This window comes from Yersinia sp. 2545 StPb PI, assembly GCF_052217125.1.
GTDB lineage: Bacteria > Pseudomonadota > Gammaproteobacteria > Enterobacterales > Enterobacteriaceae > Yersinia > Yersinia enterocolitica_E.
Genome location: NZ_JAZGPY010000001.1, coordinates 3663452 through 3677612 on the forward strand (window position 1 = coordinate 3663452; position 14161 = coordinate 3677612).

Here is a 14161-nt window from a genome sequence, read left to right on the forward strand (position 1 = left end):
GAGTGAAGGTGGAAAGCAAAAGACGGATACACCAAAGTATCCAGTCATAAAAAAGGGGCGAGTAAAGGCTGACGATACGCAATAAACGTACGACAGCAAAAAAGCTGAATAGTATTAACTATAGCCCAAAGGAGAAATTAAGGATCAGGGCATAAAATGAGAGAAATAAATCAAAAGGTTACATTAACAGCAGGTACTGTAATTTAAATACCTGCCGCCTTGCCACTATTACACAGACTGTTGGTAATCACCCCATACTTTCAGAAACTAGATGCTGTCTTGAAATTTTCGTGCCTTGGCAGTTTGCTGTTTCTCTAACTCAAAAATGGCGCGTTGCAGCCCTTTTTCTTGGATTGGACTCAGACGAGGAAATTTAAAACTCAAGCGTTGTACTGTGAGGGTTTCACCTTTGTTATTCACTACCTGTTTATCAATGGCCCGGATAAACTGCAGGTCCAGCTTAAAAACACCAAAACCACATAAATCCACTGAGGCATCTCGTAATATACCGCATTCCTGAAGGGGGAACTCACTGCCTTTCACTGCATACAGACCCATGCCCCCCAGGGAAATATCCCCTAATGTGTACGAGAAATTACTGCCATCAGTAAATTTCCCAGAACAATAATAAGGGGGCCATTGAGGAATGTTTACACGAAAATATTCCCGCCGTTGGATAAAATAAAGCTGCTCAGGAATAGCCGAGCTAAAGGCAGGTAGTGATAAATATTTTATTTCTTTCAGTGAATTACAAGTAAATTCAATTTTTGCGCCCGTAGGTTCTGCAATAATAGTCAATTGATTAGCAGCAAGGGCCAGACGGTTCTCGTGTTCTACACTACCAAAATCAAAAATAAACTGATTCGTCTCAGGTACCACATCCAGAATACGGCTGATAAATTGTCCGCGCGCATGCATAACCATCACTGCGGTATCGTTCTTCTTTAAATCTCGAAGAATTGCACAGATCGCTAATTTATTCGTTTTGACAAAATTTTCTTTAGACGTTTCGCTCACCTGCCATTCCCCATCTTTAATTTATTGCTCTGGCTACCCAGATTATTTTAATGAGCATATAAGTATCAGTATGGTTATCGGCAGATGCTTGAATTACTTTAATTATTTTTATAAAAAAACCGAAAGTTTAATTTCCACCCCAGGATTTCAAGATATAAGAAACCCGCATAGGCTTTGAATACGCTGTTGGACTGAACCAGACCAATATCCTTTACAACTAATCTTAAACGGAGAGCACTAGAGAGAGAACGTGGCAATTGATAAAAATTTGTGATCCAGGCAGCATTAAATCATCAGTCTGACTTGTACATTATTAACGCTCAAATTAGACATTTGAGTCATTTTTTATACCAATGAAATTTTAATAATTAATTATCAATGAATTACAAAAATATTCATGATACAAGCCGCCCTCTGAATAGGTATAAAAATGGTATATAAAAATCTGGTAACAAATATTCGAAAATTAATAAATCATCAGGATATTTCGCTGGGTGATTGCTTACCATCAGAAATTCAGTTAGCAGAGCGTTTTGGTGCATCACGAATGACAGTCAGAAAAGCACTGGATGTCTTAATTCAAGATGGTTTACTGGAACGGCAACAAGGGCGAGGGACATTTATTATCGGGAAAGATCTTAAACATGATAATAATCATCTGAACAGTTTCACCGAACAGATGAAAATGCTCGGCAAGACACCACATACTGAAGTTTCTGAGTTCAAAATTATTAGGGCATCGCAAGACATTGCCAGTCAGTTAAACATCAATCAAGACGATAAAATATATTATATCAAACGATTACGTTATGCTGACAAACAGATTATTCAGATAGAAGAGAGTTATCTGCCAGTCTCTCTGATGCCGGATTTAACTTACCATCATCTTGAATCATCTAAATATGACTTTATTGAAAAACATGCTAATTATCAGATTGAAGGTTGCCGGCAGACATTTTTACCTATTGTCGCCAGTCAGGAGTTTGCCCTGCAACTCCATTGCGACCCACGTACCCTGCTGCTGCAATTACTCGCCGTATCCAATGGAACTGACGGAGTCGTGGTAGATTTTTCGGTGATAACCTTTAATCCGGTTGATTATAAAGTCAGTTACTATCTCAAGCGCCATCCGCTAGATTAAAGGGTTGATTAGTGCATTAATCCTTTTTATCAGTAGATTAATGCACCAGAAGAAATATCAATAAGCCTAGCCCGGTAATAAACTCCCCAAACCAATAAATAGCCCGGCGATTGTGGCACTCATCAGATTAGATAATGTTGCCGCCAGTAGCGCACGGAATCCTAAGCGCGCAATTTCAGATGATCTTTCGGGTGCAACAGCACTGAAAGCGCCCACCACGACAGCAATTGAGCCAAAGTTGGCAAAACCACACAACGCAAAAGAGATAACTGCAATCGTTTTTACATCTAATGTCGCTATGGTTTCTTTCAGATAAGGAGAGAAACTCAAATAGGCTACGAACTCATTAATGGCTAATTTCTGGCCGATAAAACCACCCGCCAGTGAAGCATGTTCCCAAGATACGCCCATAATATAAGCCAGAGGCGAGAACACATAGCCAAGGATACTTTCCAGACTGAGCTGTTCGAAACCAAAGATGCCGCCAATTCCGCCAATAATGCCGTTAATTAACGCAATCAATGCAACAAATGCCATCACGACGGTGGCAACCCCGACCGCAATTTTCAATCCCAGCATCGCGCCACTGGCTGCCGCTTCAATAATACTGGCAGGGCGTTTGTCACTGAATGTCATCTCGTTGAATTCAACTTTTGACTCTTCTGTCGCCGGGCTGATAATACGCGCAAATAATATCCCGCCAGGGATAGCCATTAACGAAGCAGCCAATAAATATTCAATCGGGACCCCAAGCCCGGCATAGCCCACCAACATAGAACCTGCAATGGACGCCATACCGCTACAGATGACGGTAAACAGTTCATTGCTGTTCATCTTATTAATAAAGGGTTTAACTACCGCTGGGATCTCATTCTGACCAAGGAAGATAGTGGTGACAGCGGCAAATGACTCTACTTTACTGATACCGAGTAACTTTTGAAATATAGAACCGAGAATATTAATTAGCCATCCCATAATGCCGAGATAGTAAAGAATAGAAATTAATGAAGTGATGAAAATAATGGCCGGCAGGACATGAAAAGCAAAAACAAAACCGGCGCCATCAAATAACTCATTCATTTTTGGGCTAACTAAACCACCAAAAATAAATGCGCTACCTGCGTCACTATATGAAATAACTCTATTCACTGTATTAGCAATCGAAGAGATAAACCACTTTCCAGCAGGAACATAGAGCATGACTGCACCCAATGTTATTTGCAATAATAATGCAGCCCCGACGGTCCGTAATCTTATCTTTCTTTTATTTACTGAAAAAACATAGGCGATAAACAATAAAATGCATATCCCCGCCAAACTACGCAATAAATCCATAACCCCCCCGAAGTACCTCGAAGTTCCTATATAGATAGCTCATGCTCGAAAAGGTGCCCCTCGGACAACAAATGTGTCAGGGCACCTCAAAGATATGAGCAAGTATTTTGTAATAAGGACAATATTTAAAGCGTGTTACCGTTCTTTATTAAATAATGCTCTGATAGGAGCAGGCAATTTTGGCAGCTAACTGCGCATTATTAAATACCAACTGTATGTTAGCGTTTAAACTGTCACCACCGGTTAATTCAGCTACTCTGGCCAACAGGAATGGCGTACTTTCTTTACCAATAACCCCCTGCTCTTCTGATTCTTTTACTGCCTGATCAATGGCAGCATTGATCATCTCTTCGGGTAAAGCATATTGTGGTGGGATGGGGTTGGCAACAACCATTCCTCCACGCAGGCCGATACTCCATTTGGCATTCATTGCTGCCGCAATTTGCTCAGCACTGTCTAAGGTAATACTGACCTCAAACGGGCTGGTCCGACAGAAAAAAGCGGGCAGTGACCGAGTCTGATAACCAATAACCGGCACCCCATTAGTTTCCAGATATTCCATGGTTAGACCTAAGTCCAAAATAGATTTAGCGCCGGCGCAAACCACCGTCACATTAGTTTTCGCCAACTCCTGTAAATCGGCGGAAATATCAAATGTGGTGGCCGCACCACGGTGTACACCACCAATACCGCCGGTCGCAAAAACCTTAATCTTCGCCATTTGTGCAATAATCATGGTGGAAGCCACTGTTGTAGCACCATGTTGTCCATTTGCTATCACAAAAGGCAAATCACGACGGCTGACTTTCATAATGCTATGGCCTTCCTTGCCCAGCAATTCTATTTCGTCACGGGATAGGCCCGCTTTCATCCGGCCGTTTATAACGGCAATAGTGGCAGGCACAGCGCCATTCTCACGAATTTTCTGCTCTACCAGTAACGCTGTTTCTACATTTTGTGGGTAAGGCATCCCATGAGAAATAATGGTAGATTCTAATGCGACGACGGCTTTATTTTGCGCCAAAGCCTGTGCAACCTCTGGTGATATATCTAAATAAGATTGTGCCATTGCGTTATTTGTCATGGTTGTAATTCCAATAGTTTTTTAACACTGCCATTTGACAGATTGGGGTTATTAGTCAGTTCCGAAGAGAGCGTTAATGCTGAGCACCCTTGAGCAAAACGGATACTCTCAGCAAATTCCATGTCATCCAGCCAGCAACTTGCTAAACCAGACATCATCGCGTCTCCGGCCCCGGTAACATTCACAATGTTGATATTCAGTGGCAATGACCAGCCAACCTGTCCATCAATTTCACTGAAATAAACCCCCTTTTTTCCCATACTTAATGCCAGGCGCTGGACGCCTTGTTGGTGAAACCAGTGCGCCACCACCGGAATATCATCGTGGCTGTTAATTTTCATGCCACTGAGTATCTCTGCTTCCAGACGATTAGGTTTCAGCGTGTGAATATGGGATAACCAGTTTTTAATTCTGGGTGCTTTGAATGCTGAAACCGTATCGACGAATACAGGAACATTACCGGCATTGGTAAATATCCATGAGAGGGCTTCTTCGGTTAAATTACAGTCGACGACTAATATTCCCGCGTGTTGAATTATCTCTTTGGTGGTTGCTAATAATGACGGCGTTAGTTTTTCTAATATGCGCATATCATTAATCGCCACCAACATTTCGCCACCATCATCGAGTAACGAAACATAAGTAGAGGTATTTTCACTGTGCAAACTGTGGCAATTACTGACATTGACACCGGCGCGTTTAGCCTCATCAATCAGGGTCGCACCATAAAAATCATCTCCCACCACCGAGATGAGATGGCACTCTTTGCCTAATAGTGCAATATTTTCAGCAATATTTCGCCCAACACCGCCTGGGGTGCATTTTATTTTCCCTGGGTTGGAATCTTCATAAATGAGCTTACTGGCTGCATAACCACAAACATCCATATTTACCGAGCCAACCACCACCACATAACTGTGCTCAGATAATATATATCCCTTTCCTTTGATATAACCTTTTTGCATTAGATTCATAATGTGACCCGCCACCCCCGAGCGACTAATGCCTAGAATATCGGCAATTTCTTGCTGGGGGATCAATGGATCTCGTCTCAGAAGCTGCAATATTTGTTTTTCTCGGCTGGTCATAATGGACACTTGTTTGTTTTTAAACATGTGCTTGTTTTATTATTTTGACTAAATAGAGTAAAGCGTATTTTATTACTCTATTTCAAAGTTGAGAGAACGATCGTAAGCGTGTTTTCAAGCAGTTACAGCACATTTTCTGTGAGGTAACTCAAGTTCTTCCGATAGGAAAATAAGTTTTAAATAGTAATATTCTGACAGGAAGGATATTCCACTAAAAATAAAGATAGATAATCAAGAGGATAACAATACACGCAGAAGCAACCCAACAAGTGTTTGGTTGTCTATTTTTGGGTAGGTAAATTGATGAATAGCCATAAACGCGTTACATCGAATAATGATCTATTTCACACTTAAAGGCTGATACTTCACAGGGAGATTAACCAGAGAAAAAAATAAAACGACAGCAGCAGCAGCCAGATGTCGTTTTACTGTATATGTTCTATCTGGTAATTAGCTACGCACTAAATCGTCGCCATAGCCAATCCACTTATAGGTTGTCAATGCATCCAACCCCATCGGGCCACGGGCATGAAGTTTTTGCGTACTTACTGCCACTTCAGCGCCTAAACCAAACTGGCCGCCATCGGTGAAACGGGTGCTGGCATTGACATAAACTGCCGATGAATCCACCGCCCGGACAAAATGTTCCGCGCTACTGAGTGAGCGGGTCAGAATAGCATCAGAATGGCTGGTGCCATGCTCGCGAATATGGTCAATAGCAGCATTGATATTAGCCACAATATCCACATTCAAATCCAGAGATAACCATTCATCGTCATAATCAGCAGCTTCAACAGCCACTACCTTGGCCTTACCTTCGGTCAGATACGGCAGCGCCTGCGGGCTGGCATGCAGTGTCACGCCAAAGGCATGCATTCGGGTACTGAGTACAGGCAGGAAGCGCTCTGCAATAGCTTGATGAACCAGCAAGGTTTCCAATGAGTTACACGCACTTGGCCGCTGAACTTTGGCGTTTTCAATCACTAATAACGCTTTCTCAAAATCAGCACTTTCATCCACAAAGGTATGACAAACCCCAATACCACCGGTAATCACCGGAATGGTTGATTGCTCACGGCACAGTTTATGTAAACCAGCCCCACCCCGTGGAATCAACATATCGACATAGCGATCCATACGCAGTAACTGATTTACCAATTCCCGATCAGGGCTTTCAATCGCCTGCACTGCCGCCGCGGGTAAGCCGCACTGTTCCAGTGCCTGCTGGATAACCTTCACGGTTGCCTGATTAGTGTGATGAGTCTCTTTGCCACCCCGCAAAATCACGGCATTGCCGGTTTTCAAGCAGAGGCTGGCGACATCAATCGTAACGTTAGGACGCGCTTCATAAATGACACCAATCACCCCCAGAGGCACACGGCGGCGTTCCAGCTTTAAGCCACTGTCAAGTAGGCTGCCATCAATAACGCGGCCCACAGGGTCATTCAGGCGGCATACCTGACGCACATCATTAGCAATAGCCGCTAAGCGTGCCGGGGTCAATAACAGCCGATCGAGCAGCGCCTCACTCATGCCCGTATCACGTGCAGCCTGCATATCTTGCTCGTTGGCATGCAAAATAGCCTGACTTTCAGATTCCAACAGGTTAGCTATTACTGCCAGCGCCTGATTTTTCTTTGCCGTGCTCAACATTGCCAACTGCCAGGAAGCCTGTTTGGCGGCTTTCCCCATCTGTTCCAGCATGCTCATGCTCGCTCCTTAGCTAACAATCATATCGTCACGATGAACCGCCACCGGGCCATATTCGTACCCGAGGATTTCACTGATTTGTTGCGAGTGATGCCCCGCTAACATGCGCAGCGCATCGCTGTTATAGCGTGATACACCGTGGGCCAAATCCCGCCCGCCAAGATTGCGGATACGGATCACTTCACCACGGGAGAAATCCCCTTGAACACTGCGAATACCTTTGGGCAGCAGCGAACTGCCGCGCTCCATAATAGCGGCTACAGCCCCATCATCGACCGTAATTTCACCCGCTGGCGGTGCACCAAAAATCCAGCGTTTACGGTTTTCCAACGGGGTTTCCAGTGCATGGAAGCGAGTACCAACCGGCGTGCCATCAATCACATTCGCAATAACACCGGACTGACTGCCCGCGGCAATAATCACATCAATACCAGCGCGGCAGGCAACATCTGCTGCTTGCAGTTTAGTGGCCATACCACCAGTGCCAAGGCCTGAGACACTATCGCCAGCAACTCCGCGCAAAGCATCATCGATACCATGCACTTCGCGAATAAGCTCAGCTTCAGGATTGTTACGCGGATCAGCCGTGTATAACCCCGCCTGATCGGTCAGTAACAGTAGCTTATCGGCACCGGCAAGAATGGCTGCCAGTGCCGAGAGATTATCGTTATCGCCTACTTTGATTTCAGCGGTGGCGACAGCATCATTCTCATTGATTACCGGCACGATGCGGTTATCCAGCAAGGCATTCATGGTGTCACGGGCATTGAGAAAACGCTCTCTGTCTTCCAAATCAGCACGGGTCAGTAACATCTGACCGATATGGATGCCATAGATGGAAAACAGCTGTTCCCAGAGCTGGATTAGCCGGCTTTGCCCAACTGCGGCTAACAGTTGCTTTGAGGCAATAGTGGCAGGCAATTCTGGATAACCCAAGTGTTCACGCCCGGCGGCAATCGCCCCGGAGGTGACAATAACAATACGATGACCTTTTGCGTGTTGCTGGGCACATTGGCGCACCAGTTCAACAATATGGGCACGGTTAAGACGACGGGAACCGCCGGTCAGAACACTAGTCCCCAATTTCACAACCAATGTCTGGCTGCCACTCATAATTTTTCTGCCATTGGGATGAATTAAAGAAACAATATATACCCAAAGTAATTGGAGTTGCAGTATGGCTGCCAGCGAACTCATCCCGATGAGCTTATTCATGTAAGAACAAATGTGACTCGGGTGAATGAACGTAGCTAACAACCCTGCGGCTCTATGTACGAAGGGGATGGGTCTTTGTAGCAGGCGGGAGGCATAATGCCAACAGTCAGAATGAGAAATTCCCCCTTTTATTGTGCTAAAGGGGGAATATTCTATTTAATTAGGCATTAACAAACAGACTTCTAAGCGGACAACTTCAGCGGCTGATCGCTAAAATGCTGCGCTGGCTCCAATCTCATTTCAATTGAAGTCAACATCTCAGCAAGGCGTTTATGGAAACCACGCAGCGTGGTCTCCAGTTTCTCTTGTATTTCAGGATCTTTAATCTTTTCCGCTTTCCAACTGCCTTCTTTATTAAACAGGCCGAACTGGTAAACGTAGGTAAAATGGTCTTCTGCCGGTTCCAACTCTATCCACCAGCCCCAAAACTCACGTTTCTCGGGGGCAAGCTTCACATTGACGCAAACAGCTAAACAGTCAAAGAAAAAATGGTCACTCTGGCACTGCCCTTCACGCAGATATGGTCCTAAAGCGGCAAAACGTTTCATAAGCTTACTTTTAGGATGAGCACTGGTCGACGTCATTCTTAAATCTCCTTATATAGACGATCCTTTTTAGCAAACTGTTAAAAATTAGCAACTCATTAACGCATTTTATCTTCTAACCACTCACTGGCTTGCAATAATGCACGGTGGAAATTGTCGTACAGCGGCGTTGATGATATAGGTAATAGCTTGCCATCCGCCGAGGAAGAACAGATTAACTTCGCCTCTTCTTTCGGGCTGAATGGATCATTTTCCCAGTAGCCCGCCAACATAGGTGTTTGGCAACGCCGCCCCAGCAACCCCTGTGTTTTCAGCGAATAACGGTTCATTTCTGTTCTAAGCGTTTCATCTGCCGCATCAGCCATTCCCAATCGGCTGGCCATAACATCCATATACATATCTGGCACCTGGCGCTGGCTGTCAGCGTTACACAGAAGATAATGCACAATCGGCCCAAGGCATGCCACAGCACGCACCCGCTGCGGCTCTAAATACCCCAGGCGCACCGCTACGTTGGCACCGAAACGGAAACCGAAAACACTGACTCGCTGATGATCAACCCAAGGGATATCCGGCAATGCCTGCAATACTTGCTGATGCAGATAACTGGTGTCCTGCGTTAACTTCCAACGCGACGAAGCCCCCACCGATGGCATGTCCACCGTCAACATGGCTATCCCTTTCGGGGCCAGATAGTCACGGAACAGGCGATGATAGTCACTTTGCAATGTATCCAACCCACCACACATCAATACCGTTGGGAATGGCGCACTGCCAACAGTCGGCATATGCAGGAACCCCGCCAGCGTACCGCCATCTGAAATCGCGAAATTAAGCTCTTTCAGGTTATACGGCAGGTGTTCAGCGGCGGCTTCATAGGCGCGGTTTGATAACACCTCGACTTGCTCGGCCAGCTCATCACCTTTCAGATGTGGGTAACCCGCAATGCTGTATAAATTGGCCGCATTTAACCAGTATTGACCAGCATTCAATGGGTCAGTCTCTTCCATGGCTTTTTGCTGCCACAGCATCCCCTGATGGGCCCACTCATAAATCCAGTTACCATTGCGATAGCCCACCACGGTATCTAGCAGTTCGTTATCGCTGTGTTCTGCCTTTGAACAGGCAATGCGTGACAACACTTCTTCTATTTCAAGGGGATCAACACCGCGCCAGGTCCATATCAAACGGTTGATCATCCGATACCAATGGCTGGTGGTATCACCGTCCAAGGCAGAATGTACCGTCATAGGATGGTTGCAGTGAGCATGCCGCACGAGAGTTGAAGTTTCAGGATGCTTGAACTTTGGTTTAAACAGAATTTCAGAGAGGTTGGCTTGTGCCATGGTAACGATAGCCTCCATAAGCCGTGATTCAGGCCCGATAAGGGCTGGTCAGATGGGGTCAAGTGTACTCATACTGCGGAGAAAATGAAACGCCCGGAGCTGACCAGGCGTTTAAAGCCAACTAAATTACTTACCGCTTAAAGGAGCAACAAAGGTTACAGCCATATCCCACGGCTGCTCAATCCAGGTGCCCTGAGGAATATCAACCACATAATCATCAACTAATGGGCGACCAGCAGGTTTGGCGAAAATAGTAACAAAGTGTGCCTTCGGATACATCTCACGGATAGCTTTCGCAGTGCCGCCAGTATCAACCAAATCATCAATCACAATAAAGCCTTCGCCGTCACCTTCAGCACGTTTCAGGACTTTAAGCTCGCCTTGGTTATCATGGTTATAACTGGCGATGCAAACGGTGTCGACATAACGAATACCCAGCTCACGCGCCAGAATACCCGCAGGCACCAAACCACCACGGCTTACCGCAATAATCCCTTTCCATTGATCGGCTGGCAGTAAACGCTGTGCCAGTTTGCGGGCGTGAATTTGCAACATATCCCAGGTAACGACGTATTTTTCGCTCATAAAGTGTAATCCCAGCCAGTAAAGGAGTGGCTTGCCATGTATCAGAAGGGGAAAAAAGGTTGCGCGAGATTATAGTGAGCCAGCCGGATAAAAACCAGCAATTATCGGGTTAATTAATCGGGTCTAATGCGGTAATTGTGCGGCGAAACGCGCGTAATGCCGATGAAAGTGATATTCTCAAACCATCTCGCCATTCCGATGGCGGTTTGTCACTACCCTTAAAATCTTTAGTCATCAACCCGATAGCATCTCTGACATCTTCATCCTGAGGTTGCCGATATGAGCATGCTGTTACAGGAGACTTACAGTGTCTGAACTGTCTCAACTTTCGCCTCAGCCGTTGTGGGATATTTTCGCAAAAATCTGCTCAATCCCCCATCCGTCTTACCATGAAGAAGCGCTGGCGCAGCACATTATGACGTGGGCCAAAGAAAAAGGTCTGCACGCTGAGCGTGACAAGGTCGGTAATATCTTGCTGCGTAAGCCTGCTACCAAAGGGATGGAGAACCGTAAGCCAGTTGCGCTGCAAGCTCATCTGGATATGGTTCCGCAGAAGAATAATGATACGGTACATGACTTTACCAAAGATCCTATCCAACCATATATCGACGGTGAATGGGTTAAAGCCCGTGGCACCACATTGGGTGCGGATAACGGCATTGGTATGGCTTCTGCGCTGGCCGTATTGTCTGATGACAGCGTTGAACATGGCCCACTGGAAGTGTTACTGACCATGACCGAAGAAGCCGGTATGGATGGTGCCTTCGGACTGCAACCTAATTGGTTGAAAGCCGATATTCTGATTAATACCGATTCTGAACAGGAAGGTGAAATCTATATGGGTTGCGCTGGTGGTATTGATTTTATCACCACTCTGACCCTGAAGCGCGAAGCCGTTCCTGCTGGGTTCCAAACCCTGAAACTGACCTTAAAAGGCCTTAAAGGTGGTCACTCCGGTGCGGATATCCATTTAGGTTTAGGCAATGCCAACAAGCTGCTGGCCCGCTTCCTGTTTGAACACGCAAAAGATCTGGATCTGCGCGTATTGGATCTCAATGGCGGTACATTGCGTAACGCTATCCCGCGTGAGGGTTCGGTGATCCTGGCAGTTAGTGCAGATAAAGTCGATCAATTGAAAAGCCTTAGTCAGGCGTATCTGGCAACGTTGAAAAACGAGCTGGCGGCGGTGGAAAAAAATCTGGCACTCCTGCTCGAACCGGTATCCACTGAGACAAAAGCGCTGACTAAAGACACACAGCAGCGTTTAGTGGCACTGCTGAATGCCACGCCAAACGGTGTAATTCGCATGAGTGATGCAGTTAAAGGCGTGGTTGAGACCTCACTGAATGTCGGTGTGGTTACCATGAATGAGAACGAAGCAGAAATCATCTGTCTGATTCGTTCCCTGATCGACAGCGGCAAAGATTACGTGGTGAGCATGCTGACGGCAATTGGTCAGTTGGCTGGTGCACAAACGCTACCGAAAGGCGGTTACCCTGGCTGGCAGCCGGACCCAACCTCTCCTGTCATGGCATTGGTGCGGGAAACATACCAAAAACTGTTCAACAAAACACCGAACATCATGGTTATCCACGCGGGTCTGGAGTGTGGTTTATTCAAAAAACCTTACCCGGATATGGATATGGTGTCGATTGGGCCAACCATGACCGGCCCACATTCACCGGATGAACAAGTTCATATCGAAAGCGTGGGTCAATATTGGCAGTTACTGACCGCCCTGCTAAAAGCCATTCCAGAACGGGCATAAACAAATCTGATTGATCTTTATGTGATAACGGCGGTGCTTCGACCCGCCGTTTTTTATTGCATATACTATTCCCAACTAAGCAATAATTGCCGCTCAAGTTGTGGATCCAGTAAAGTGACATGTAGCCCTACCAAGCGAACTCCCCGCCCGGCTCGCCGTTCATTCCATGCAGTGCGCGCCACTTGTAGCAGATCAGTCTTATTCAGTTCCGGCCAGACATGCTCCTGCGTAGTTTGTTGAAAATCATGAAATTTCAATTTAATACCCTGACGCGCAATATGCAGATCCGGCCTCACTTTACGTAATCGAGTTTCCAGTTCAATATAAAGCTGTTCAATCAATGCCTCACAACTTTCCCAGTCATGAATATCTTCCGCCAGCGTTCTTTCAACACCGACCGATTTACGCAATCTGTCCGGGGATATTTCCCGCTCATCAATACCGTGGCTACGCTCCCACAACACATGACCGAATTTGCCAAAACGCTTTAATAGTTCAGCCTGCGGATAGTTTTGTACCTCGCCGCAAGTAACCAACCCGAGTTCTTGTAAACGTTTAGCGGTCACTTTCCCCACGCCAGGAATCTTACTCAACGGCAAATCATGCAGGAAAGGCTGAATCTGATTAGGGGTGATGACATATTGACCATTCGGTTTATTCAGATCTGACGCAATTTTGGCCAGAAATTTTATCGGGGCAATACCGGCGGAGGCGGTCAGACTCAGTTCATCAGAAATGGCTTGACGGATTTCCTGAGCAATTAAAGTGGCAGAACCACTGCATGCAGAGCAATCAGAAACATCCAGATAGGCTTCATCCAGCGAGAGCGGCTCAATCAGCGGGGTATAGCGAGCGAAAATTTCACGGATATGCAGCGACGCCTCTTTATAAGCCGCCATTCTGCCAGGAATAACTTTAAGCTGTGGGCAGAGTTTAAGTGCCATCGCCGTTGGCATAGCACTACGAACACCATAACGTCTGGCAGGGTAATTGGCCGTACTGATCACTCCACGCCGATCGCGGCTGCCGCCAATCGCGATGGGAATATCACGCAAACTGGGATCGTCGCGCATTTCCACTGCCGCGAAGAAGCAATCCATATCGACATGAATAATCTTACGCATGTTATCTTTCCCCAACCAAACCACTGTATAAGGATACAGTTAAATAGGAAAAATTCAAGATTATCCTAATCCTCAACCCGCCTCAGATTGCTTATCGGAGGCTAGCCTGCTAGCTGTTTACTCAGTCCTCTCCAATATCAGCAAGTCCCGCCGATAAAGCTGGCTAGACGGCCTAAATCCACATTACCTCTCGAAAGAATCAC

The 14161-nt window shown here is 46.0% G+C and carries 12 protein-coding genes; 2 read left to right on the top strand and 10 right to left on the bottom strand.

The genetic code is table 11. From position 1 onward, the window contains the following. Positions 1-267: 267 nt before the first annotated feature. Positions 268-1017 (bottom strand): flagellar brake protein, encoded by a 750-nt coding sequence (locus V1955_RS17200; RefSeq protein WP_083160107.1) that lies wholly within the window; start codon positions 1015-1017, stop codon positions 268-270. A gap of 430 nt (positions 1018-1447) precedes the next feature. Between V1955_RS17200 and V1955_RS17205 the strand changes: the two genes are divergently transcribed. After that, entirely contained in the window at positions 1448-2158 is a 711-nt protein-coding gene (locus tag V1955_RS17205) for a GntR family transcriptional regulator (RefSeq protein WP_083160109.1), read from the top strand. 66 nt (positions 2159-2224) lie between these two features. On the opposite strand, the gene V1955_RS17210 is transcribed toward V1955_RS17205, so the two are convergent. From V1955_RS17210 to gpt, 8 genes are all read right to left on the bottom strand, one after another. Then, entirely contained in the window at positions 2225-3493 is a 1269-nt protein-coding gene (locus V1955_RS17210) for a NupC/NupG family nucleoside CNT transporter (protein ID WP_083160111.1), read from the bottom strand. Positions 3494-3641: 148 nt separating this feature from the next. Then, positions 3642-4577, bottom strand: a complete 936-nt coding sequence (locus tag V1955_RS17215) for a pseudouridine-5'-phosphate glycosidase (RefSeq protein WP_083160113.1) — start codon at positions 4575-4577, stop codon at positions 3642-3644. Continuing rightward, a complete protein-coding gene (locus V1955_RS17220) occupies positions 4574-5692 on the bottom strand; it encodes a PfkB family carbohydrate kinase (RefSeq protein WP_442821219.1) in 1119 nt (372 codons plus the stop codon). The genes V1955_RS17215 and V1955_RS17220 overlap by 4 nt, the downstream gene beginning before the upstream one ends. A gap of 423 nt (positions 5693-6115) precedes the next feature. Then, positions 6116-7369, bottom strand: a complete 1254-nt coding sequence (gene proA, locus V1955_RS17225; protein WP_420073550.1) for a glutamate-5-semialdehyde dehydrogenase — start codon at positions 7367-7369, stop codon at positions 6116-6118. A 15-nt stretch (positions 7370-7384) separates the two neighbouring features. Continuing rightward, a complete protein-coding gene (proB, locus tag V1955_RS17230) occupies positions 7385-8488 on the bottom strand; it encodes a glutamate 5-kinase (protein WP_083163836.1) in 1104 nt (367 codons plus the stop codon). A 284-nt stretch (positions 8489-8772) separates the two neighbouring features. Beyond that, complete coding sequence (gene crl / locus V1955_RS17235; protein WP_083160119.1) at positions 8773-9174, bottom strand: sigma factor-binding protein Crl; 402 nt, start codon at positions 9172-9174, stop codon at positions 8773-8775. 59 nt (positions 9175-9233) lie between these two features. Next, the gene (gene frsA, locus V1955_RS17240) at positions 9234-10481 is read right to left on the bottom strand and encodes an esterase FrsA (RefSeq protein WP_372568750.1); all 1248 of its coding nucleotides are present in this window, start codon (positions 10479-10481) and stop codon (positions 9234-9236) included. A gap of 126 nt (positions 10482-10607) precedes the next feature. Further along, a complete protein-coding gene (gene gpt, locus V1955_RS17245; RefSeq protein WP_083160123.1) occupies positions 10608-11066 on the bottom strand; it encodes a xanthine phosphoribosyltransferase in 459 nt (152 codons plus the stop codon). A gap of 307 nt (positions 11067-11373) precedes the next feature. On the opposite strand from gpt, the gene pepD reads away from it, so the two are divergent. After that, positions 11374-12834 carry a beta-Ala-His dipeptidase gene (gene pepD / locus V1955_RS17250; protein WP_442821220.1) on the top strand — a complete coding sequence of 487 codons (1461 nt, stop codon included), beginning with the start codon at positions 11374-11376 and terminating at the stop codon, positions 12832-12834. Positions 12835-12899: 65 nt separating this feature from the next. Here the strand turns inward: pepD and dinB are convergent, their stop codons facing one another. Continuing rightward, positions 12900-13958, bottom strand: coding sequence for a DNA polymerase IV (gene dinB, locus V1955_RS17255; protein ID WP_083160127.1), 1059 nt, complete (start codon positions 13956-13958; stop codon positions 12900-12902). Positions 13959-14161 lie beyond the last annotated feature (203 nt).